The sequence below is a fragment of the Micromonospora psammae genome (assembly GCF_036902725.1).
Classification (GTDB): domain Bacteria; phylum Actinomycetota; class Actinomycetes; order Mycobacteriales; family Micromonosporaceae; genus Micromonospora.
In genome coordinates this window covers 513,055-534,067 of sequence record NZ_JBAKHM010000001.1, presented here as the reverse complement: position 1 = coordinate 534,067, position 21,013 = coordinate 513,055, and the positions used below count along the sequence as shown (strand labels likewise).

The window sequence follows — 21,013 nt, the reverse complement described above, 5'->3', positions numbered from 1 at the left end:
TGGGGGCGGCCGACGGCGGCGCCGTCCGGCCGCCCGGGGACGTCAGGCCCGGCCGCTCGACCGCCGCCCCCGCCGGGACAGCGAGTCGAGGATGACCGCGGCGAGCAGCACCGCTGCGGTGATCATGAAGCGGACCGAGGAGTCGAGCTGCAACAGGAACATGCCCGAGGTGATCGACCCGAGCACCAGGCTGCCGAGCAGCGCCCCGTACGTCGACCCGCGTCCGCCGAAGAGGCTCACCCCGCCGATCACCGCCGCGGCGATGGCCACCAGCAGGGTGTCCGCCGCGCCGGTGGACTGGCCGGCGGCGTAGCCGCGGGAGGCGATCAGGATGCCGCCGAGCGCCGCCAGCGTGGAGGTGAGGGCGAAGACGGAGATCCTGATCAGGGTGACGTTGATGCCGGCGCGTCTGGCGGCCTCCACGTTGCCGCCGACGGCGAAGATGCCCCGCCCGTACCGGGTGCGGCGCAGCACCAGGTCGACGATCACCACCAGGGCGAGCAGGATGAGCAGCGCCGCGGGCACGCCCTGCCAGGCGTTGAGCACCGCCACGGTGACCCCGACCAGCACGGCCAGGCCGACGATCCGCAGCACGGAGCGGACCGGACTGCGGGTGGGCAGCCCGGCGGCGGCCCGGCGGCGCGTGTCGAGGAGCACCGCCGCCGCGTACACCAGCACGGCGAGCGCCCCGATCAGCCAGCCGGTGGCGGGGCCGAGGTTGACGTGGGTGATCCGGCCGATGAAGCCGGTGTACGGCAGGTTTATCGTGCCCTCGGGCTTGAGCAGGAAGAGCTGGAGGCCCTGCCAGCCGATGTTGCCGGCGAGGGTGACCACGAAGGCGGGCACCCCGAGCCGGGCGAAGATCGAGCCCTGCAGGGCGCCGATCGCCATGCCCAGCAGCAGCGCCACGATGATCGCGGCCAGGTCGCCCCAGCCGTTGCGGACGGTCAGCACGGCCAGGGCCGCGGCGGCCACCCCCGCCACCGAGCCGACCGAGAGGTCGATCTCGCCGAGCAGCAGCACCAGCACCACGCCGATGCTGATGGTGCCGGTCGCGGCGATCTGGAGGGTGAGGTTGGAGAGGTTCTGCGGGCTGAGGAACCGTTCGTTGAGCGACTGGAAGACCACCCAGATCACGATCAGTCCGATGATGACCGGCCAGGCGCCCAGCTCACCGGTGCGCAGTCGGCGCCGGATCGCGGCCATCGGCGAGCGGCCACCGCCACCTCCCGGCCCGGTCTGGACGCTGTCCCCGGCCGGCGGTTCCGGACTGGTCGTCGACGTGCTCAACGGGACACCTCCTGGTTGCTCTGCCCGACGGCACCGGCCGGGTCGGGCGCCGGACGGCGGCTCACAACTGGTCCCGGGGGGTGGCCCGGTTCGCCGGGCCGCTGTCTTCGCCGCCGCCCTGCTCCGGCAGCGGAGCGCCCCGAGCCCGGCGCCGGCTGACCGCGTTGTCCAGGGCCCCGGTGATCGCCTGGACGATCTCCTCCTGGCTGGTCCGGCTCGGGTCGAACACCCCGCCGTTGCGTCCCAGCCGCAGGACCACCACCCGGTCCGCGACCGCCTTCACGTCGGCGAGGTTGTGGCTGATGAGCAGCACCCCGAGGCCGCGCTTCTTGAGCCGCTCGATCAGGTCGAGCACCTCGGCGGTCTGCGCGACGCCCAGTGCGGCGGTGGGCTCGTCGAGCAGCACCAGTCGGGGCTCGCCGAGCAGCGACCGGGCGATGGCGACCGACTGCCGTTGCCCGCCGGAGAGCGCGGCCACCGGCACCCGTACCGAAGGGATCTTGACCGAGAGGCTGGTGAGCAGCTCGCGCGCGCGTCGCTCCATCCCGATCTCGTCGAGCAGGCCGGCCCGGGTGAGTTCCCGCCCGAGGTAGAGGTTGGCGACCACGTCGAGGTTGTCGCAGAGCGCGAGGTCCTGGTAGACGGTGGCGATGCCGAGGGCGCTGGCGTCGGCGGGTCGACCGATCTGGACCTGCCGGCCCGTCCAACGGATCTCCCCGGTGTCGGCCGGGTTGACCCCGGCGATCACCTTGATCAGGGTCGACTTGCCGGCCCCGTTGTCGCCGACCAGCGCCACCACCTCGCCGGGGCGGACCTCCAGCGACACGTCGGAGAGCGCCTGCACCGCGCCGAACCGTTTCGAGATGCCCGACATCGCGAGCACGGGCGTTTCGCTCACCGTCACCCGTCCGCCCCTCTCAGGAGATGCCCGCTTCGTCGCACGCCTCGGCGAAGGCGCCGGAGCAGACCTGGTCCCGGGTGTAGAAGCGGTCCTCGATGACGGTCTCCTCGATGTTGTCCCGGGTGACCGGGACCGGGTCGAGGAGCACCGAGGGCACCTCCAGGGTGCCGTTGTTGCGCTGCTGGGTCGGTCTGCCGGTGTACTGCTGACCGGTCGCGGCGGCCACCGCCATCGAGGCGGCGATCTCCGCCTCCGGCTTGATCGCCTTGTAGACCGTCATGTACTGCTCCCCGGCGACGATGCGCTGCACGCCGGCGAGTTCGGCGTCCTGACCGGTGACCGGCGGCAGCGGGCTGGGGAAGCCACCGCCCTTCATCGCGGCGATCGCGCCGCCGGCGATGCCGTCGTTGGCCGCGTAGACGCCGATGATCTTCTCCCGGCCGAGCGCCGTGACGGCCTGCTCCATCTGCTGCTGAGCCCGGTCGGGCGACCAGTCCGGGGTGTCGTACTCCTGGCCGATGTTGACCTTGCCGTCCAGCACCGAGTGGGCGCCGGCCTTGAAGTCGGCGGCGTTCGGGTCCGTCGGTGAGCCGTTGAGCATGACGATCTGGCCCCGCTTCGGGTCACCGCCCTTGCTCAGCGCGTCGAGCAGCGCCTGGCCCTGTACCTGGCCGACCTTCCGGTTGTCGTACGAGACGTAGTAGGAGATCGGTCCTTCGGCCAGGCGGTCGTAGGAGACCACCGGGACGTTCTGCGATACCGCGTTGTTGACGATCGCGCCCGCGGCCTTGGCGTCCACCGGGTCGAGGATGAGCACCTTGACGCCCTGGGTGAGCATCGCCTCGGCTTGGGACTGCTGCTTGGCCGGGTCTTGGTCGGCGTTCTGGTAGAGCACCTGGCACTTGCTGCAGAGTTCGCGGAGCTTCTCCTGGATCAGCGGCCGGTCGAAGACCTCGTACCGGGTGGTCTTCGACTCCGGGAGCAGCAGGCCGATCTTGAAGCCGTTCGCCGTGTTCTCCTTGCCGGTGGGGGGTTTCTGGCCGCCGCCACCACCACGGTCGTCGTCGCCGCCCCCGCCACAGCCGGTGATCAGTAGGCAGGCGGTAAGCACGGCACCGGCCGCCGCCACCCTGCCGCGATGTCTCGTTGCCATCCGCCACCTCCTGGAGTCCGGCTGGCGGCGCCCCCGTGCGCCGCTGCAACCAGGACTGACCCTGTCAGCTTCGTCCAATTCAGGCGGCTTGATGGGGAATATGGACGTTCTTCCAGGAATGGTGGCTGGGTGGAGCGGGTCCGGCACCGGGCGGTCGACGCACCCCGGACGCGGGGCAGCCACCGCGCCAGCTCCGGACGACCGGGCGGACCCCCGCCCTCGACGGACCGGGTCAGAACAGGACGGTGGCCAGGGTGCCGACCGGGCGGAAGCCGCAGCGCTCGTAGACCCGGCGGGCGGGCAGGTTGAAGTCGTTGACGTAGAGACTCACCGTCGGCGCGACCCGCTTCAACGCGTCCCGCACGACCGCGGCCATCGCGGACGTCGCGATCCCGCGCCCGCGCCACTCGGGCGCCACCCACACCCCCTGGACCTGCGCGGTCCGCCGGGTCACCACCGCCAGCTCGGCCTTGAACACCACCCGGCCGTCGACCAGCCGGGCGTACGCGCGGCCGGCCCGGACCAGGTCGGTCACCCGGCGCCGGTAGGCCCGTCCGCCGTCATCGGCCAGCGGGGAGACGCCGACCTCCTCGGTGTACATGGCGACCGCCGCCGGGAAGAGCCGGTCGATCTCGCCGGCCCGCACCAGGCGCACCTCCGGGTCGGGCGCTACCGGGGGCACCCGGTCGGTGGCGAGCAGGGGCTGGTTGGGACGGACGTCCCGGGCGGGCCCCCAGGCGTCGGCGAGGCGGTCCCAGAGCCCGAGCACGGCGTCGGCCCGCCCGACGATCGAGGAGCAGATCCGCTCCTCGGTGGCGAGCTGCTCGGCGAAGGCGGCGACGGCCGGTTCGGAGGCGAGCACCGGGGTGAGGTTGCCCCCGAGCCAGCAGATCGACTCCAGGTTGCGCCGGGGTCCGTAGCCGAGGATCCGGCCCTCGGCCCGCCACCAGGCCAGGCCGCGGGCGGCGACCCGCTCGGCGACCTGCGCGCCCGCGAACGGGTCGAGGTCGAGCAGCCGCTCCACCGCGCGGCGCTCCGACTCACCCAGTTGACGTACCGGCAGCGTCAGCACGACTACCAGCCTGCCAGATGGTGACCGGGCCGCGCGGGCCGACCGGGGCACTGCTCCCTGATGTCAGCCCCCTCACACCGCCACCCGCCCCACACACCGTCGATCATGCACTGGTGGTGGTGAACGAACGCCGCGAAGCCCCACGAATCACCCCCGACAACTGCATGATCGACAGGGCGGGACACGGCGGCGGACGAAGATCGGCTCCCGGGCTGGCCGGCGCCGGGTGCCGGGGCGGGAACGAAAGGAGTGGCCGGCCCGGGTGGGACGGCCACTCCTTCTCAGTCGTGGGTGGCGGGCGTTTGGTGGACGCCCGGCGAGGTCAGTGGACGGTGACGGTGGCGCCGCCGGGGACCAGGCCCCGCAGCTCCTCGGGGAGCTCGGCGCCCATCTCGTCGGCGATCCGCAGCGCCTCCTCGATCAGCGTCTCCACGATCTGCGCCTCGGGGACGGTCTTCACGACCTTCCCCTTGACGAAGATCTGGCCCTTGCCGTTGCCGGAGGCGACACCGAGGTCGGCCTCGCGGGCCTCACCCGGGCCGTTCACCACGCAGCCCATGACCGCGACGCGCAGCGGCACCGGCAGCCCCTCCAGGCCGGCGGTGACCTCCTCGGCGAGCTTGTAGACGTCGACCTGGGCCCGACCGCAGGACGGGCAGGAGACGATCTCCAGGCCGCGCTCGCGCAGCCCGAGCGACTCCAGGATCTGGTTGCCGACCTTGATCTCCTCCACCGGCGGGGCGGAGAGCGAGACCCGGATGGTGTCGCCGATCCCCTCGGCCAGCAGCGCGCCGAAGGCGACCGCCGACTTGATGGTGCCCTGGAACGCCGGCCCGGCCTCGGTCACGCCCAGGTGCAGCGGGTAGTCGCACTGGGCGGCGAGCTGCCGGTACGCCCGGATCATCACCACCGGGTCGTTGTGCTTGACCGAGATCTTGATGTCCCGGAAGCCGTGCTCCTCGAAGAGCGAGCACTCCCAGAGCGCCGACTCGACCAGCGCCTCCGCGGTGGCCTTGCCGTACTTGGCGAGCAGCCGCTTGTCCAGCGAGCCGGCGTTGACGCCGATCCGGATCGGCACCCCCGCGTCGCCGGCCGCGCGGGCGATCTCCTTGACCTTGTCGTCGAACTGCCGGATGTTGCCCGGGTTCACCCGGACCGCCGCGCAGCCGGCGTCGATCGCGGCGAAGACGTACTTCGGCTGGAAGTGGATGTCGGCGATCACCGGGATCTGCGACTTCTTGGCGATCGCCGGCAGCGCCTCCACGTCGTCCTGGCTGGGTACGGCGACCCGGACGATCTGGCAGCCGGAGGCGGTCAGCTCGGCGATCTGCTGGAGGGTGGCGTTGACGTCGGAGGTGAGGGTGGTGGTCATCGACTGCACCGAGACCGGCGCACCCCCACCGACCGGCACCGAGCCGACCATGATCTGGCGGCTGGCCCGACGCGGGGCGAGCGGCGGGGGCGGCACGGCGGGGATACCGAGACTGACAGCGGTCACTTCAGGCACTCACCTTGGGAAGAGCGTGATGGGGTTGACGACGTCCGCGGTGATGGTCAGCAGCGTGAACGCGCCACCGATCAGGATCATCGCGTACGTGAAGGGCATGAGCTTGAGGTAGTCCACGCGACCGGGGTCGGCGCGGCCGATCCGGGCGTAAAGCCAGGAACGGACCCGTTCGAACCAGATGATGGCGATGTGCCCGCCGTCGAGCGGAAGCAGCGGCAGCAGGTTGAAGACGCCGATGAAGAAGTTCAACCCGATGAACAGCGTCACGAAGACCAGCCAGGCCTTGTTGGCGAACGCCTCACCACCGAGCCGGCTGGCGCCGACCACGCTGATCGGGGTGTCCACGTCCCGCTCGCCGCCGGTGATCGCCGTCCACAGGGCGGGCACCTTCTGCGGCAGCCGCTGCAACGACTGGACCGTGCCGACGGCCAGCTCCTTGGTGAAGTCGGCGGTGGCCCCGAAGGCCTCCCCCGGCCCGTACGTGAGCCGGGGCGGGGTGCTGTACGTGAGCCCGATGCCGAGCGCGGCGACCGGGCCGACGGCGCCCTTCGGATCGTCCAGCGGCGGGCGCTGGGTCTGCCCGAGCACCGCGCTGGTGGTGCCCGGCTGGCCGTCGCGGACGTACCCGATCTGCGCGGTCTGGCCGGGCTTCAGGGCGCGCAGGCCGGTGAGCAGGTCGCCGTACTTGTTGATCGGGGTGCCGTTGAGCGAGGTGATCCGGTCGCCGTCGCGCAGCTGGGCCTGGCCGGCCGGGCTGGCCGGGTCCCCGGGGGCACACGCCCGCGCGGTGTCCGGGGTCACACACTCCTCGACGGAGATGACCGCCGGCTCCTGACGGACCTGCGCGTCGGTCCTGGGGAAGTCGGGGTTGGGCAGGCCCAGGGTGACGGCCGCCATCCAGGTCGCGATCAGGGCGAGCGCGAAGTGGGTGATCGATCCCGCGGACATGACGATCGTCCGCTTCCACACCGGGTAGCGCCACATCGCCCGGGGCTCGTCGGCCGGGTCCACGTCGTCGTCCTGCGGGGTCATCCCGACGATCTTGCAGAATCCGCCGAGGGGGATGCCCTTGACGCCGTACTCCGTCTCACCCCTGCGGAAGGACCAGAGAGTGGGACCGAAGCCGACGAAGTATCGGGTGACCTTCATCCCGAACGCCTTGGCGGTCAGCATGTGCCCCGCCTCGTGCAGACTCACCGAGATGAGGATCGCTAGGGCGAAGAGCGCCACCCCGAGCAGGTTTGCCATCAAGCTCCTTCCACCGACGCCGCGATGATCTCCTGCGCGTGCGCGCGCGCCCACGACTCCGCCGCGAGCACGTCCTCGACGGTACCTGGTTCGTCGAAACCGGGAGCTTCCTCCAACACCCGCTGGAGGGTGTCGACGATGCCGAGGAAGGGCAACCGGCCGGCGACGAACGCCGCGACGCACTCCTCGTTCGCCGCGTTGTAGATCGCCGGGCGGCAGCGGCCGGCCTCGCCGGCCGCCTTGGCCAGCGCCACCGCCGGGAACGCCGCGTCGTCGAGCGGCGCGAACTCCCAGGTGTGCGCCGTGGTCCAGTCCACCGCGGCGGCGGCCTCGGGCACCCGGTCCGGCCAACCGATGCCCAGGGCGATCGGCAGCCGCATGTCCGGCGGGCTGGCCTGGGCGAGGGTGGAGCCGTCGACGAACTCGACCATCGAGTGGATCACCGACTGGGGATGCACCATCACGGTGATGTCGGCGTAGGGCACGTCGAAGAGCTCGTGCGCCTCGATCACCTCCAACGCCTTGTTGACCATGGTGGCGGAGTTGATCGTGACGACCGGGCCCATGTTCCAGGTGGGGTGCGCCAGCGCCTGCTCCGGGGTGACGGCGGTCAGCTCGTCGCGCCGCCGGCCGCGGAACGGCCCACCGCTGGCGGTGACGACCAGCCGGCGCACCTCACCCCGCGTCCCGCCGCGCAGGCACTGCGCCAGCGCTGAGTGCTCGGAGTCGACCGGGACGATCTGCCCCGGCCGCGTCACCGCGGCCTTCACCAGCGGGCCGCCGGCGACGAGGGACTCCTTGTTGGCCAGGGCGAGGGTACGACCGGCGCGCAGCGCGGCCAGGGTCGGTGCCAGCCCCAGCGAGCCGACCACCCCGTTGAGCACGATGTCGCACGGCCACTGGGCCAGCTCGCTCATGGCGTCGGGCCCGGCGACGATCTTCGGCAGCCGGAAGTCCCCGGTGGCCCAGCCGCGCCGGCTCGCCTCGGCGTAGAAGGCGAGCTGGAGGTCCTGCGCGGCGGACGCCTTCGCCACCCCGACCGCGTCCACGCCCAGCTCCAGGGCCTGGGCGGCGAGCAGCTCCACGTTGCCGCCACCGGCGCCGAGCGCCACCACCCGGAACCGGTCCGGGTTGCGCCGCACGATGTCGATGGCCTGGGTGCCGATCGAACCGGTGGAGCCGAGCAGGACGAGGTCGCGGCGAGAAGTCACGCGGCCATTCTGCCCCCACCTCCTCGGGGCCCCGCTGGGAGCCTCAGCCCTCGCCCTGCGATCCCTCACCCGTCGTCGAGGAGGTCTGCGGGATCGATGGACAGTTCGAACGGCCGTCCCATGACGAAGGTGGCACCGGCCGTGGCAGTCACCACCCTCTGGAAGTGCCCGTCGACCAGCTCGCCCAGAGCTTTCATCGAGGTGATCGCACAAGAGGTGCGACGGCCTTGTCCGGCCGTGAGCTGGGTCGGCTCGGCCCGGGAGGGACCGGTGCCGTCAGCAGGGGTGCGAGGTGAGACTCGCGTGCGCGACGGCGTGGGCGAAGACGGCCCAGGCCGCGGGCGGGAACGTCAGCGCCGGACCCTGCCGGTCCTTGCTGTCCCGCACCCCGACCACGTGCGGGAGGTTGGTCGCCACCTCGACGCAGGTGGCGCCGCCGTTGTCGCTGCGGGTGGAGGTGCGCCAGACCGCGCCGGTCAGGTCCATGACTTCGCCAGCCCCCGAATCAGCTCCCGGGAGGCCCGGCGGGGCAACGCCTCGCCCCGCAGACTCTCCCACCTCCGTTGAAGGCTAGCAATGTCGTCCGGGTGGTCCGTGACGTGCGCCCGCAGCGGCGTATCCAGGTGCGCCACCTCACCGCCGTCGGGCGTCCGGGCCAGGATGAACGCGCCCGCCAGCCCCGCGTGCATGCCCGCCTCGGCGGGCACGACGTGCAGGTCGACGTGCGGCTGCTCGGTGACCCGCAAGAGGTGCTCGAACTGCTCGACCATGACGGCCGGCTCCCCCACCGCCCGGTGCAGCACCGCCTCGTCAACCACCGCCACCAACTCGGGCGGTTGTTCCCGATCCAACACGGCCTGCCGCTCCAGTCGGGAGGTGATGCGCTGCTCGACCTCGCCCTCCCGGAGCATCCGGCCGCCGCGCAGCACCGCGCGACCGTACGCCTCCGTCTGCAACAGCCCGGGGATCAGCGACGGCTCGAACCAGCGGATCAGCGTCGCCTCCCGCTCCACGCTGATCCACTCCCGGAACCAGGGGGGCGCGGCGTCGGCGCGGACCAGGACGAGCAGTCGCTCGAAGAGACCGCCCGCCTCCAGCGCCGCGTCCACCCGGGCGATGAAGTCCTGTGACGGGGTGCGGTGGCCGATCTCCACCATGCCGACCAGCGACGACGAGTAGCTGATCCGCTGGGCCAGCTCCTCCTGGCTCAGCCCGCGCTCCCGGCGGGCCCGCCGCAGCTCCGCGCCGAGGAACTCCAGCGTGGACATCGGACCGTTGCCCATCACACCTCCACCACACGCCGCTCACGGTTCGCCACCGACGACCACCGCGTCCCGGCCGGCCGGCACGGCGGTCGCTGAGGGCGCTCGCCACCTTCCGACCGTAGTCGCGTCCCCAGCAGAGTGTGAACAGGCGCGAGGAAGGAAGAAGCGGATGAGCAAGGGGCCGAAGCCCGTACCGCTGGCACCACGGCACCGGCGCGACTGGTGGCGGTGGGGCCGGTACTGCACCTGCGGGCTGCGCTGGCCCTGCCCGGACCGGCTGGCCGGCGTACCTGTGGGAACGCCGCCCCCGGCGAACCGCACCCACCGATGGGTCGGCGCCGCCGGGCCCCGGGTCGACGCGGAGTCGCTGGACGCCCGGGGACGGGCGTACCGGGCGAACGGTGGCCGCCGGTGACGCGGCCGGAGCCGACGCCGCTGCTGGTCGTCGGCGACCTGGTGACGATCTCCGAGGCCGACTACTGCTACGGCACCGGGCCGTTGCGGCTACGGATCACCGCCGAAGCCGCCGGTACTTCTCATCCCGGCCTGGAGTGGGTCGAGCTGACCGGGGTGGAGATCCGGCCGGATGGCAGCGAGGCCCGTGGCGGCCAACTCCGCACGGCGCTGGTCCGGGTCGCCGCGCTCCGCGCCCGCTCGGCCGGCGACGCCCGGTGAGTCGCGACGGAGTGTCGCTGGCCGAACTCGGTCGGCACGTCGCCAGCCGGCCCACCTGGCGCTGCCGGGCCTGCGCCGCCGCGTGGCCCTGCCAGCCGGCCAAGCTCCGGCTACGCACCGAGTACGCCCACGATCGGCCGGGGCTGGCCGTCTACCTGTGCCTGCTGATGCACGACGCGATCACCGACCGGCTGCGCACGCGGCCCGACCACATCGACCCGGCGCACTACTTCACCCGCTTCATCGGCTGGACCCGACCGTGGGATCCGGTCCCGCACCGTGACGGGCGGGACGCACCAACCTGAGGTGGCGTGGTGCTACGGCGTGGGAGGGCGCACTCCAGGCACCGCCGTGCTGGCCGGCGCCTCGACCTCCGGCGTGGCGGTGAGCGGGCCGGTTCCGCCCGCCGCTTCCTCCGGCGCCCGGCCCACGTGCGCGGCGATCAGGGCCGCCAGGTCGCGGTCCTGGTCCGGGGTGAGCGCCCCGCGCGGGATGTCCCACATGCCCAGCCCGCCGGGCTGCCACAGCAGGTACGCGAACGGCTCCGTGGTCACCCGGCCGACCGCCGCCCAGCCGATCCAGGTCCGGGCGGTCGGCGAACTCCATTCCACCCCGTCGGCGTCGACCCGGTAGTGGCGCGGGTGGAACCAGGTCGTCGGCAGTCGCCGCACCAGCTGCCAGGGCATGATGAAGAACTTGATCATCCAGCAGATGCCGATCCCGAGGGCGACCGAGGCGCAGATCGTGCGCCAGCCCGGCTCGCCGTCGTAGGCGGCCAGGCCGGTGAGGATCAGCAGCAGCCCGAGGCAGACCATGAAGATCCGGTTGTGTCGGCTGGTGACGGCGAAGAGCCGGCGGGCGTACGAGCGGTCCCGGGCGTGATCGAACTCGATGGGCATGGCCGCCGACCCTACCGTCCGGATGATCTCCGTGGTGCCCCTCCCGCCCGACAGAGCTCAGTTGTCGGTATCGGCGGTGAGCAGCCCGCGGCCGCGCAGGTTGGCGTACAGCTCGGCCCGCTGCTCCGCGTCCAGGCTGTCGACCGGCACCGGGAAGACCTGGTACCGGCTGAGCCGGAACAGCAACTGGCCGGGGATGGGCTCCACGCCGGTCAGCGCCGCCCAGCGCACGGTGCCGTCGGAGAGCGCGTTCGCGTACCGGACGCCCTCGTCGGAGATCGTCCACGTGATGGGGATGCCGTACATCTTCCAGCTGGCGCGCACCATCGCCCGCAGGACCAGCGGGGAGAGCAGCGCCGCGACCACCGCGGCGGCGATCCACGGGACAGCCCTCAGGGGGTCACCGATGAGCACCGTCGTCAGCGCCGGCAGGAGCAGCAGCACCGGGCAGAGCCAGTACAGCAGCAGGATGCGCCGGTAGGCGCTGCGCAGGGCGGCGGTGAGCCGCCGCCGGTCCGGCTGCGTCTCGAAAGTGATCATCACGGCGGGAGACGATACGGCCCCCGCGCCGCCCCCGCTGACCTGGCGGGGCTCAGTCGTCGGCGCGGCGGACGAAGGTCTCCAACAGCTCTCCGCCGTACCAGTCGGTGCGCTGCCCGACGTGGGTCATGCCGAGGCGGCGGGCGACCGCCATGGACGGCTCGTTGCCGGGCGAGACGACCGCGTACACCTCCCGGGTGCCGGTGGCGAACTCGCGGGCCAGCACGGCCCGGGCCGCCTCGGTGGCGTAGCCGTGCCCCCAGGAGTCGGGGTGCAGGTGCCACCCGACCTCGATGTCGTCGGTCGGCACGCTCTCGTCAGGCCCCGGCAGGGGCTTGAGGAGCAGGCTGCCCACCACCAGCCCGGTGCGCCGCTCCTGCATCGCCCAGGTGCCGTACCGGTCGCCGTGGTCGGCGTGCCGGTCCCGCCAGAAGGCCAGCCGGTCGGCCGCCTGGGCGGGCTCGGTCAGCGGCAGCCCCGACGCCACACCCAACCAGCGCACCACCTCGTCCCGGGAGTAGATGTCGAAGATCCGGTCGAGGTCCGCCGGCGAGTCGGTCCAGTCCCGCAGCAGCAGCCGCTCGGTGATGAGCACGGTCATGGCGGGGGATCGTAATGCGTGCGGGGACCCGCCGCGGGGAAGAGGATCGTGATGGGCGACGCATGGCGGCGTACGAAGCGGATCACCCGGGGCGCGTTCCGACCGGTACGCGGCCGGGACCTGTCGCTGCACGCCGCCGCGATCACCTTCTACGGGGCGATCGCCGTGGTGCCGGTGGCGCTGCTCGCGATCTGGCTGACCTCCCTGCTGGCGGGCGGGGAGCGGGTCCGCCGGCTCACCTCGTACGCGGTGGACACGCTGCCCGACGCGATCGGCGCGCCCCGGGCGGTGGACGCCCTGGTCGCGGCCGGGGTGGAGTTGACCCCGCTGCTCGCGCTGGCGTCGCTGCTGCCCGCCTCCCTCTACGGCGAGGGGCTGCGCCGCGCGTTCGTCTCCGTCGCCAAGCCACCGCACCCGGACGAGTCGATGGTCGGCTGGCGGGGCCGGTTGCTGCTGCTGCCGCTGCTCGCCCCGGCCCCGGCGCTGCTGCTGTCCATCCTGATCGCGCTGCCCACCACCACCCGACTGGTCCGCCAGGGCGGCTGGGTCGGGGCGCTCGGCGTCGTGCTGTCGTTCCTGGGGGTGTGGCTGGTGCTCACCCCGGTGCTGATGTGGGTGTTCCGGGTGGTCGGGCCGGCCTCGCCGGACTGGCTGTCGACCCTCGCGGTGGGCTCGTTCACCGCCGCGAACCTCGCCGGCTTCCTGCACGGGTTCGTGCTGTTCGCCTCGCTCCCGATCGACCTGGGCGTCCCGTTCGGCGGCTTCGACGAGATCGGCGGCGGCGTCGCGGTGCTGCTCTGGCTCTACCTGTTCCACGTGATCGTCCTGGCCGGCTACTCCGCCACGCTGGCGCTGTCCCACTGGCGGGTGGCCCGCGCGGCCGGTCGCGCCGGCCCTGGGGCCGTCGGTCGATGAGGCGCCGCCGACCCCTCCCGGAGGGGGCCCTGCGGCACTAGGCTGCCGGGCCATGAGCGCACCGAGCGAGCTGCCCTCCCGCGCCGACGTCGTGGTCGTCGGGTCCGGGCACAACGGACTGGTCTCCGCCGTGCTGCTGGCCCGCGCCGGGCTGGACGTGCTGGTCCTGGAGGCCGCCGAGGTGATCGGCGGGGCCACCCGCACCGAGAACCCGTTCCCCCGGGTGCCCGGGCTGCGCCACTCCACCGGGTCGTACCTGCTCGGGCTGATGCCGCCGGAGCTGCTCGCGGCGCTCGACGTGCGGATCCCGGTGCTGCGCCGCGACCCGCACTACTTCCTGCCCACCCCGGGCGGCCTCGGTGCGCCGTACCTGCTCTTCGGCAGCGACACGGCGGCCACCCGCAAGCAGCTCGCCGAGTTCTTCTCCCCCGCCGACGTGGCCGCCGACGACGCGATGCAGGCCGAGCTGGCCCAGCTCCGCGAGGACCTGGCGCCGGCCTGGCTGGCCGAGCCGCTGCCGGTCGAGGAGACCGCCGAGCGGTACGTCCGCCCCGCGCTGCGGCAGACCTTCGTCGACCTGGTCCGCGGCTCGGTGGCCGATCACCTCGCCCGCTTCGACTTCCGCTCCGAGCTGCTGGTCAGCATGTACGCCGTCACCGACGGCCTCTCCGGGCTCAACGCCGGCCCCGACGACCCCGGCACCGGGCACAACTTCCTGGTCCACAACATGGCCAGACTTCCGGGCGCCGACGGCACCTGGATGATCGCCGAGGGCGGCATGGGCACCGTCTCCCGGACCTTCGCCGAGGCCGCCCGCGCCGCCGGGGCCACCATCGAAACGGGTGCGCCGGTGACCGGGGTGACCCTGGACGCCGGCGGCGCGGCCAGCGGGGTGACGCTCGCCGACGGCCGGCACGTCGCCGCCCCGGTGGTGCTCGGCGCCTGCGACCCGTACCGGCTGATGGAACTCCTGCCCAACGGCGCGCTCCCGGCGCCGCTGCACGAGCGGATGGCGGCGGTCCGCCGCCCCGGCACCACCCTCAAGCTCAACCTGGCGCTCACCGGGCTGCCCCGCTTCTCCTGCCTGCCGGAGGGGACGGCCAGCCCGTTCGGCTCCACCATCCACCTGCTCCCCGGCTCGGCCTCGCTGGTCGGTGGGGACGCCACCTCGCCGATGACCGCGTTGCGCGCCATGTGGGCGGACGTCCAGGCCGGCCGGCTGCCGGAGGAGCCGACCATCGAGTGGTACCTGCACACCACCGTCGACCCGTCGCTGTCGGACGACGCCGGCCACCACTCCTCGGCGCTCTTCGTCCAGTCGGTCCCCTACCAGCCGGCCGGCACGACCTGGGACGCCGCGCTCCCCGGCTACGTCGACAAGCTGATCGCCATCTGCGAGCGGTACGCCCCCGGCACCGCCGACCTGATCGCCGACGCGGTGCCGCTGCCCCCGCCCGGCATCGAGGCGCACTTCGGCATCACCGGCGGGCACATCCACCACGTCGACAACACCGTCTCGTTCACCGACCGGATGCCGTACGCCACCGGGATCGACGGCGTCTACGCCGGCAGCGCCGGCTGTCACCCGGCCGGCAGCGTCATCGGCGCCGCCGGCCACAACGCCGCCCGCCGCATCCTCACCGACCTCGGCAGGTGAGCCAAGGCCCACCCCACGTCGATCATGCACTTGTGGTGCCCGGCTCGCACTGGTTCACGGCCTTTGTGGCCCACCACAACTGCATGATCGGGAAGGGGGCGGAGGATCAGCTGAGCGCCTCTCCGGCGGGGGCGGGGGTGTCGGCGTCGGCGCGGTGCGCGCGGATCTTGTGGCCGACGCTGGTCAGGCAACGGCCGCTGGGCATGTCGAACTTCCAGCCGTGCAGTTGGCAGGTGAGCTGGTCACCCTCGACGATGCCGAACCGGCTCAGGTCCGCCTTGAGGTGCGGGCAGCGCCGCTGCACCACCCAGCCGTCCAGGGTGATGTCCTCGGCGTCGACGGCCCGCTCGTGCTCGTCGTACCAGCCCTCGGCGTACTGGAGGCGCTCGGTGGACAGGCACTTGAAGAAGGCGTAGACGAACTCGTTGTACTGGCCGATCCGGGCCGCCGAGAAACGGCAGGAGAGGAAGAGCGAGTTGACCCAGTCCACCTCGCCGATGTGCAGCAGGTGCTCGATCAGCGCCCGTTCGGTACGGAACCGGTAGCGCACCTTCTCGTCCGCGTACGGGCGCACCTCCTTGCCCGGGAAGTCCACCACGATCGACTCGACCGATTCACCGTCGTAGCCGACCAGGTCGAAGCGGACCGGGCCGCCGACCCCCTTGGCCAGGTAGATCGACTCGTCCAGCAGGGGCTCGATCCGGCGCTTCATCTCGCCCAGCACGTCCACCTCGGGGTGCCGCCACGACGCCTTCTCCGCCTCGATGATCGGGCGCTTCCGCTCCCGCATCTCCTCCAGGTGGGCGACCTTGTTGGCGAAGAACTCCTCCACCGGCACCGGGTGGGTGGTGCTGGCGCCGGAGGTGGTGACCTCGGCGACGCTGCCCGGGAGCAGCACGATCCCGTTCGTGCCGCCGACCTTGGCGTACTCGGCCAGGAAGACGGACTGGTCGGGAAAGATGTTGCCCTCGTCGCCGTGGATGTCGTTGAACTGCCACAGCGCGTCGTCGAGGAAGCAGGGCGGGCCGGCGATCGGGAAGACGTGGTCGGCCTTCAGGTCGTCGATGTAGCGCCAGGTGCGGTCGAACTGCCGGTCCCGCTTCTGCTTGCCGAACGCGGTCTTCGCCGCCTGCGGCAGCTCGTAGACCATCGGATACCAGATCGCGCCGGAGAACTGGAGCAGGTGGGCGTGCACGTGGCCCAGCTCGGCGAAGAGGCTCAGGTCGGTCGGGCGGGCGTCGTTCTGGTTGAGCAGCCGCACCCCGTCGTACTCCACCCAGAGCGAGGAGTCCCCGATCGGACCGTCGGTCGGGCTGGTCAGCGCCTGGATCATGATCTTCAGGCCGCCGTCGAGCTCCACGACCTGCTCGTTCGGGGCCTTCAGGAACTTCGTGAAGCCCAGCGCCCGCAGCTCGTCCTCCATCTCCGAGGTGGGGAACTCGGGGAGCAGCACGGTGGCGTCCTTGGAGACGTACCGCTTGAGGTGGGCCGCGTCGAAGTGGTCCCGGTGCAGGTGCGAGACGTACAGGTAGTCGACCTGGCCGAGAGTGTCCCAGTCGAGCAGGGAGTTGTCGGGGAAGGGGAACCACGAGGCGAAGTAGGCCGGATTGACCCACGGGTCGCACAGGATGCTGCCCGCGGCCGTGTCGATCCGCATGCTGGCATGTCCCGTACCGGTCACTCGCACCGCAGTCCCCCTCAAGACGACAAACAAGGTGTACGTCAGAACGCTACCGGAGGCAGTCTGGTCGCCGGTCCGCGACGCCGGTAGAGCCGTCGCGCCCGCCCCGGGCGGGACCATCGGTCCGGCCGCCCGGCGGCGCCCTCGCCCGCGTACCCCGATCAGGCCGGACCCTGCGCCGGGCCCCGCGCGGGACGTGCCAGACTAACCGGAGATCCGATCGCGAGGGAAGGACCGACAGTGGCAGGAAGCGAGCCGGTAACCGCGCCAGATCAGCACAAGCCCGGGCACCGCAAGTCCGGACGGATCGGCGCGGTGCTCTCCGCGTTGGCGCTGCTGGCGATGCTGTGCGGCAACCACGAGGGCAGGGTCGAGAACATCTGGCTGATCGGCCTGGCCGCGTTGCTGCTGGCGATCGTCGTCGGCGATGTCGTGCTGCGCCGCAACGGCCTGCGCTCCTGACCCGACCGACGCGCCGGACCGGACACGGGCGAAGGGCCCACCCCCTCGGGGGTGGGCCCTTCGTCACATCGGTCCTCGTCGCGCCGGTCAGCGGCCGAAGAGGATGTCCTGCACGTCCTTGAGCGCGGCGTCGACCTCGGCCTCGAAGTAGCCGCCCTGCACCAGGCCGAAGCGCAGGGTGTCCAGGTCCTTCGGGTTCACCGGCATCGGGTTGCGGCCCTGCATGCCGCCGAGCAGGGTCTCGAAGAACCGGTCCACCTGGTCCGGGTCGTACCCGCTGCCGAACCGGCGCACCTGGAAGCTGCGGCGGATCTGGTCGACCCGGTAGAGGTCGCTGCCGGGCGGACCGGCCATCGGCGGACCCACCATCGGGGGACCACCGACCGGCGGACCGGCCACGGCGGGCGGACCGGCCATCGGCGGGCCACCGAAACCCTGCTGGGGCGGTGCGGGCGGCGGACCGGCCGGACCACGGCCCCGCATGTCGCGCAGTTCCCGCTCGGGCATCCGGATCTCGGCCGTCATGTCGGTACGCCCGTGTCGGCCGGCCTCGAAGCCGTCGAACCGCGGCTCCTCCTGGCCGTACCCGGTCGGCTCCTGGCCGTACCCGGACGGACCGGCGGGCAGGCCGCGCGGCGGCGGGCCGCCGTGACCCATGCCGCCGGGACCCATCTGGCCCGGGCCGGGACCGACCGGGCCGGGGCCACCGGGGCCGGGGCCGGCCGGGCCGCGCGGGGCGTCGTACCCGCCACGGGGGGCGTCGTACCCGCCGGCGTAGGCGCCGGTCGGCTCGTCGTACCGGTTGCCGTAGGGGTTCGGCGGTCCGGCCTGGGCCGGCATCGCGCGCGGCGGCATCGGCTGCGGAACGGGCGAGAGGCCCCGGGGGTCGTCACGCATGGGGGGCGGACCGAGCCGGTCGGCCGACCCCCGCAGGTCGCCGCTGCGCCCGAGGCCGCCCCGCTCCTCCAGCTCGGCGAGCTGCCGCTCGACCCGGTCCAGGTGCAGGTCGACCTGCCACTCGTCGTAGCCGTTGAATCGGACGCGGAAGACGACGTCGTGGACCTCCTGGGAGGCCACGGGCGCGCCGACCGGCTGGCCGGCGAGCGTCGCCTCGACCCGGTCCAGGAAGGCGTCCACCTCGTCGACCTTGTATCCCCGGCGGAGCGCCTTTCGCCGGAAACGCTGACCCTGACTCGCCACTATGTCTCCTGGTCTCGTTCGCTACGCCCGGTCACGCCCGCGCGGCGCGTCGGTGTCCCTGTCCGCGGCGGCAGCCAACTGCCCGCACGCGCCGTCGATCTCGCGCCCCCGGGTGTCGCGCACCGTGGTGGACACCCCGGCCTCGCGCAGCCGCCGGACGAACTCCCGCTCGACCGGCTTGGAACTCGCGTCCCAGCGGCTGCCGGGTGTCGGGTTGAGCGGGATGAGGTTCACGTGGGCCAACCTGCCGGCCAGCAGCCGCCCGAGCAGGTCCGCCCGCCACGGCTGGTCGTTCACGTCCTTGATCATCGCGTACTCGATCGACACGCGGCGTCCCGTCCGGGCCGCGTAGTCCCATGCTGCGTCCAGCACCTCGGCTACCTTCCAGCGCTGGTTGACCGGCACGAGTTCGTCGCGCAGATCATCATCGGGCGCGTGCAGCGACAGCGCAAGGGTCACTGAGAGGTCTTCGCTGGCCAGTCGGCGGATGGCCGGAACCAGGCCGACCGTGGAAACGGTGATGTGCCGCTGCGACAGGCCGAGCCCCTCCGGGGCCGGCGCGACCAGCCGACGGATCGCGGCGATCACCCGCGAGTAGTTGGCCAGCGGCTCGCCCATGCCCATGAAGACGACGTGCGACAGCCGTGGCGGCGAGCCGGCCACCGCACCCGAGGCGGCGACGCCGGCGAGGTAGACCGCCTGGTCGACGATCTCGGCGGTGGAGAGGTTGCGGGTCAGGCCGGCCTGGCCGGTGGCGCAGAACGGGCAGGCCATGCCGCAGCCGGCCTGGCTGGAGATGCAGACGGTCACCCGGTCCGGGTAACCCATCAGCACGCTCTCCACCAGCGAGCCGTCGTGCAGCCGCCAGAGGGCCTTGCGGGTGGCGCCGTCGTCGCAGGCCAGCTCGCGTACCGGGTTGAGCAGCGTGGGCAGCAGCGCCCCCGCGAGCCGCTCCCGGGTGGCCGCCGGCAGGTCGGTCATCAGCTCCGGGTCGCGCACCAGCCGGCCGAAGTAGTGGTGGGACACCTGCTTGGCGCGGAAGGCGGGCTCCCCCAGCTCGGTCGCGAGCGCCTGCCGGCCCGGCAGGTCCAGGTCGGCGAGGTGGCGGGGCGGCATCGAGGGTCGGCGCCCGGCGGCGTCAGGGTCTACGGGGATCAGCGGCAGGCTCGTCATGGCGCGTCCAGTCTGACACGCCCGCACGGGGAAGTACCTGGCCGGAGGGCCCGAATCGCCCCCCACCGGGCGGACCACGCGGACGACGGGGCGTGATTCATGCCTCAGCCCACCACCGGCACGAAGACCGCCAGCAGCAGATACGCGGTCGGCACGGCGAAGAGGATCGAGTCGAGCCGGTCCATCAGGCCGCCGTGCCCGGGCAGCAGGTTGCTCATGTCCTTCACGCCGAGATCCCGCTTGATCATCGACTCGGCGAGGTCGCCGAGCACGGCCGCGCCGGAGACCGCGACCCCGAACAGCGCCCCCCACCAGGGCGGCACGTCGAAGAGCAGCCAGATCAGCAGGGCACTGCCGGCCGCCGCCGCGCCGACCGAACCGGCGAAGCCCTCCCAGGACTTCTTCGGGCTGATCGACGGGGCCATCGGGTGCTTGCCGAAGGACACCCCGGCGGCGTACCCGCCGGTGTCGGAGAGCACCACCGCGACCAGGGTCAGCAGCACCCGCAGGTGCCCGTCGTCGGGCACCGCCGCGAGCAGCGCGGCGAACCCGCCGAGGAACGGCACGTAGACCGCGATCAGGGTGGCGGCGGTGAGGTCCCGCTGGAAACCGGCGGGGCCGTCACCGAGCCGCCAGATCATCGTGCCGAGCACGGTGACCAGCAGCCCCAGGCTGAGCGCGTCGGGGCCGGCGAACCAGGCCAGCCCGACGGTGAGCACGCCACCGGCGACCAGCGGCGCCAGCGGCGGGTGGGCGCCACTGCGGCGTACCGCGCGGGCCATCTCCCAGATGCCGACGCCGACCGCGGCGGCCACCACGGCCAGGAACGCCGGCCGGTAGAAGAAGAGCGGAACCAGGATCAGCGCGCCGAGCCCGAGGCCCACCCCGATGGCGGCGGGCAGGTTGCGACCGGCCCGGCTGGGCGCCGACTGGCCGGTGGCCGGCCGGTCCGCGCTGGCCCGGCGTCGGCCGCGCCGCCGGCCCGGGGGCCGCTGCGGCTCGGGCTCCGGCTCCTTGGGCACCGGGGGGAACTGCGAGGTCGGCATGTCGTCGTCGCGCACCGGCGGCAGCGAGGAGGTGGGTACGTCGTCGTCGCGCACCGGCCACGCGGGGCCGGGCCGGTCGTACCGGTCCTCGCGGTGCCCGTCGTAGCGCGGGTCGCGGTCGGCGTCGTGGCGGTCGGCGTCGTCGCCCGGCCCGCCGTACGGGTCGCCGACGGGCTCGTCGTGGTGGACGTGCGGCCGGGGACGGGCCTGCGGCCCGGCGTACAGGTCCGCGCCGGACAGCCGGCTCCACGGGCCGGTGGGCTCGACGTCGCGCTCGGGCCAGGGCAGCGCGGGTGGGCGCTCGGGCCGGTCCCAGCCGCGAGGCTCAGGGCTGCCGTAGGGGTCGGGGTGGGACATCACGCACCGAGCGGAAACGGTGCGAGTGCCGCCACATGACGCAAGACCAAAGCCATCCCCTACACGCGTGACAGTCCGTCGGTTGACCGGCCCGGCGGCCGGCCGATCCCCGCCGTTCACCGCGCGGTGGCCGGGAATCGTGCCGAGCCTACTGCACGGG

The 21,013-nt window shown here is 72.8% G+C and carries 23 protein-coding genes; 6 read left to right on the top strand and 17 right to left on the bottom strand.

Features of this window, described 5'->3' with window-relative positions; all coding sequences use genetic code 11:
• Positions 1-42: 42 nt before the first annotated feature.
• The 10 genes from V6U79_RS02520 to V6U79_RS02475 all read right to left on the bottom strand — a co-directional run bounded on the left by V6U79_RS02520 (position 43) and on the right by V6U79_RS02475 (position 9,665).
• Entirely contained in the window at positions 43-1,290 is a 1,248-nt protein-coding gene (locus tag V6U79_RS02520) for a sugar ABC transporter permease (RefSeq protein ID WP_334613320.1), read from the bottom strand.
• Positions 1,291-1,351: 61 nt separating this feature from the next.
• Positions 1,352-2,188 (bottom strand): ATP-binding cassette domain-containing protein, encoded by an 837-nt coding sequence (locus V6U79_RS02515; RefSeq protein ID WP_334523010.1) that lies wholly within the window; start codon positions 2,186-2,188, stop codon positions 1,352-1,354.
• A 19-nt stretch (positions 2,189-2,207) separates the two neighbouring features.
• Positions 2,208-3,344 carry a sugar ABC transporter substrate-binding protein gene (locus V6U79_RS02510; RefSeq protein ID WP_334523008.1) on the bottom strand — a complete coding sequence of 379 codons (1,137 nt, stop codon included), beginning with the start codon at positions 3,342-3,344 and terminating at the stop codon, positions 2,208-2,210.
• Between the two features lie 232 nt (positions 3,345-3,576).
• Positions 3,577-4,416, bottom strand: coding sequence for a GNAT family N-acetyltransferase (locus tag V6U79_RS02505; RefSeq protein ID WP_334523006.1), 840 nt, complete (start codon positions 4,414-4,416; stop codon positions 3,577-3,579).
• Between the two features lie 322 nt (positions 4,417-4,738).
• On the bottom strand, positions 4,739-5,914 hold the full coding sequence (gene ispG, locus V6U79_RS02500; RefSeq protein ID WP_334523004.1) for a flavodoxin-dependent (E)-4-hydroxy-3-methylbut-2-enyl-diphosphate synthase: 1,176 nt from the start codon (positions 5,912-5,914) through the stop codon (positions 4,739-4,741).
• Between the two features lie 9 nt (positions 5,915-5,923).
• Positions 5,924-7,171 carry a M50 family metallopeptidase gene (locus tag V6U79_RS02495; protein WP_334523002.1) on the bottom strand — a complete coding sequence of 416 codons (1,248 nt, stop codon included), beginning with the start codon at positions 7,169-7,171 and terminating at the stop codon, positions 5,924-5,926.
• Positions 7,171-8,382: a 1-deoxy-D-xylulose-5-phosphate reductoisomerase gene (dxr, locus tag V6U79_RS02490; protein ID WP_334613319.1), complete on the bottom strand. Its 1,212-nt coding sequence runs from the start codon at positions 8,380-8,382 to the stop codon at positions 7,171-7,173. Before dxr ends, V6U79_RS02495 begins: the two co-directional genes overlap by 1 nt.
• A 65-nt stretch (positions 8,383-8,447) precedes the next feature.
• Complete coding sequence (locus tag V6U79_RS02485; protein ID WP_334613316.1) at positions 8,448-8,579, bottom strand: hypothetical protein; 132 nt, start codon at positions 8,577-8,579, stop codon at positions 8,448-8,450.
• A 79-nt stretch (positions 8,580-8,658) separates the two neighbouring features.
• Entirely contained in the window at positions 8,659-8,868 is a 210-nt protein-coding gene (locus V6U79_RS02480; RefSeq protein WP_334613314.1) for a DUF397 domain-containing protein, read from the bottom strand.
• Positions 8,859-9,665, bottom strand: a complete 807-nt coding sequence (locus V6U79_RS02475; protein ID WP_334613312.1) for a helix-turn-helix domain-containing protein — start codon at positions 9,663-9,665, stop codon at positions 8,859-8,861. Before V6U79_RS02475 ends, V6U79_RS02480 begins: the two co-directional genes overlap by 10 nt.
• Positions 9,666-9,816: 151 nt before the next feature.
• On the opposite strand from V6U79_RS02475, the gene V6U79_RS02470 reads away from it, so the two are divergent.
• Genes V6U79_RS02470 through V6U79_RS02460 form a run of 3 tightly spaced genes read left to right on the top strand, consistent with a single transcriptional unit; the run spans position 9,817 to position 10,627 of the window.
• Positions 9,817-10,062 carry a hypothetical protein gene (locus V6U79_RS02470; RefSeq protein ID WP_334613311.1) on the top strand — a complete coding sequence of 82 codons (246 nt, stop codon included), beginning with the start codon at positions 9,817-9,819 and terminating at the stop codon, positions 10,060-10,062.
• On the top strand, positions 10,059-10,322 hold the full coding sequence (locus tag V6U79_RS02465; protein ID WP_334613310.1) for a hypothetical protein: 264 nt from the start codon (positions 10,059-10,061) through the stop codon (positions 10,320-10,322). Before V6U79_RS02470 ends, V6U79_RS02465 begins: the two co-directional genes overlap by 4 nt.
• Positions 10,319-10,627, top strand: a complete 309-nt coding sequence (locus V6U79_RS02460) for a hypothetical protein (protein WP_334613309.1) — start codon at positions 10,319-10,321, stop codon at positions 10,625-10,627. Before V6U79_RS02465 ends, V6U79_RS02460 begins: the two co-directional genes overlap by 4 nt.
• A 12-nt stretch (positions 10,628-10,639) precedes the next feature.
• Here V6U79_RS02460 and V6U79_RS02455 read toward each other — a convergent pair whose 3' ends face one another.
• From V6U79_RS02455 to V6U79_RS02445, 3 genes are read right to left on the bottom strand one after another with little or no spacing between them, the layout of a single operon-like run.
• Entirely contained in the window at positions 10,640-11,221 is a 582-nt protein-coding gene (locus tag V6U79_RS02455; RefSeq protein ID WP_334522987.1) for a hypothetical protein, read from the bottom strand.
• A gap of 57 nt (positions 11,222-11,278) precedes the next feature.
• On the bottom strand, positions 11,279-11,761 hold the full coding sequence (locus tag V6U79_RS02450; protein WP_334523035.1) for a YcxB family protein: 483 nt from the start codon (positions 11,759-11,761) through the stop codon (positions 11,279-11,281).
• A 52-nt stretch (positions 11,762-11,813) separates the two neighbouring features.
• A complete protein-coding gene (locus V6U79_RS02445) occupies positions 11,814-12,362 on the bottom strand; it encodes a GNAT family N-acetyltransferase (RefSeq protein WP_334613307.1) in 549 nt (182 codons plus the stop codon).
• Between the two features lie 51 nt (positions 12,363-12,413).
• On the opposite strand from V6U79_RS02445, the gene V6U79_RS02440 reads away from it, so the two are divergent.
• Both V6U79_RS02440 and V6U79_RS02435 read left to right on the top strand, forming a co-directional pair.
• On the top strand, positions 12,414-13,277 hold the full coding sequence (locus tag V6U79_RS02440) for a YhjD/YihY/BrkB family envelope integrity protein (RefSeq protein WP_334613306.1): 864 nt from the start codon (positions 12,414-12,416) through the stop codon (positions 13,275-13,277).
• 52 nt (positions 13,278-13,329) lie between these two features.
• The gene (locus V6U79_RS02435) at positions 13,330-14,934 is read left to right on the top strand and encodes a phytoene desaturase family protein (protein WP_334613305.1); all 1,605 of its coding nucleotides are present in this window, start codon (positions 13,330-13,332) and stop codon (positions 14,932-14,934) included.
• 106 nt (positions 14,935-15,040) lie between these two features.
• Here V6U79_RS02435 and V6U79_RS02430 read toward each other — a convergent pair whose 3' ends face one another.
• A complete protein-coding gene (locus V6U79_RS02430; RefSeq protein WP_334613303.1) occupies positions 15,041-16,621 on the bottom strand; it encodes a Rieske 2Fe-2S domain-containing protein in 1,581 nt (526 codons plus the stop codon).
• A 234-nt stretch (positions 16,622-16,855) separates the two neighbouring features.
• Here V6U79_RS02430 and V6U79_RS02425 point away from each other — a divergent pair, with 234 nt between their 5' ends.
• A complete protein-coding gene (locus tag V6U79_RS02425) occupies positions 16,856-17,077 on the top strand; it encodes a DUF2631 domain-containing protein (RefSeq protein ID WP_334613301.1) in 222 nt (73 codons plus the stop codon).
• A gap of 87 nt (positions 17,078-17,164) precedes the next feature.
• On the opposite strand, the gene V6U79_RS02420 is transcribed toward V6U79_RS02425, so the two are convergent.
• The 3 genes from V6U79_RS02420 to V6U79_RS02410 all read right to left on the bottom strand — a co-directional run bounded on the left by V6U79_RS02420 (position 17,165) and on the right by V6U79_RS02410 (position 20,853).
• Positions 17,165-18,277, bottom strand: coding sequence for a DivIVA domain-containing protein (locus tag V6U79_RS02420; protein WP_334613300.1), 1,113 nt, complete (start codon positions 18,275-18,277; stop codon positions 17,165-17,167).
• A 21-nt stretch (positions 18,278-18,298) separates the two neighbouring features.
• Positions 18,299-19,450 (bottom strand): dual-specificity RNA methyltransferase RlmN, encoded by a 1,152-nt coding sequence (gene rlmN / locus V6U79_RS02415; RefSeq protein ID WP_334522966.1) that lies wholly within the window; start codon positions 19,448-19,450, stop codon positions 18,299-18,301.
• A gap of 104 nt (positions 19,451-19,554) precedes the next feature.
• The gene (locus V6U79_RS02410) at positions 19,555-20,853 is read right to left on the bottom strand and encodes a phosphatidate cytidylyltransferase (protein ID WP_334613394.1); all 1,299 of its coding nucleotides are present in this window, start codon (positions 20,851-20,853) and stop codon (positions 19,555-19,557) included.
• Between the last annotated feature and the right edge of the window lie 160 nt (positions 20,854-21,013).

Coding starts and splice junctions, on each gene's coding strand:
- V6U79_RS02510 (WP_334523008.1), bottom strand. CDS start 3,344: ATGGCAACGAGACATCGCGGCAGGGTGGCGGCGGCCGGTGCCGTGCTT.
- V6U79_RS02495 (WP_334523002.1), bottom strand. CDS start 7,171: ATGGCAAACCTGCTCGGGGTGGCGCTCTTCGCCCTAGCGATCCTCATC.
- V6U79_RS02485 (WP_334613316.1), bottom strand. CDS start 8,579: ATGAAAGCTCTGGGCGAGCTGGTCGACGGGCACTTCCAGAGGGTGGTG.
- V6U79_RS02480 (WP_334613314.1), bottom strand. CDS start 8,868: ATGGACCTGACCGGCGCGGTCTGGCGCACCTCCACCCGCAGCGACAAC.
- V6U79_RS02475 (WP_334613312.1), bottom strand. CDS start 9,665: ATGGGCAACGGTCCGATGTCCACGCTGGAGTTCCTCGGCGCGGAGCTG.
- V6U79_RS02470 (WP_334613311.1), top strand. CDS start 9,817: ATGAGCAAGGGGCCGAAGCCCGTACCGCTGGCACCACGGCACCGGCGC.
- V6U79_RS02455 (WP_334522987.1), bottom strand. CDS start 11,221: ATGCCCATCGAGTTCGATCACGCCCGGGACCGCTCGTACGCCCGCCGG.
- V6U79_RS02450 (WP_334523035.1), bottom strand. CDS start 11,761: ATGATCACTTTCGAGACGCAGCCGGACCGGCGGCGGCTCACCGCCGCC.
- V6U79_RS02445 (WP_334613307.1), bottom strand. CDS start 12,362: ATGACCGTGCTCATCACCGAGCGGCTGCTGCTGCGGGACTGGACCGAC.
- V6U79_RS02440 (WP_334613306.1), top strand. CDS start 12,414: ATGGGCGACGCATGGCGGCGTACGAAGCGGATCACCCGGGGCGCGTTC.
- V6U79_RS02435 (WP_334613305.1), top strand. CDS start 13,330: ATGAGCGCACCGAGCGAGCTGCCCTCCCGCGCCGACGTCGTGGTCGTC.
- rlmN (WP_334522966.1), bottom strand. CDS start 19,450: ATGACGAGCCTGCCGCTGATCCCCGTAGACCCTGACGCCGCCGGGCGC.
- V6U79_RS02410 (WP_334613394.1), bottom strand. CDS start 20,853: ATGTCCCACCCCGACCCCTACGGCAGCCCTGAGCCTCGCGGCTGGGAC.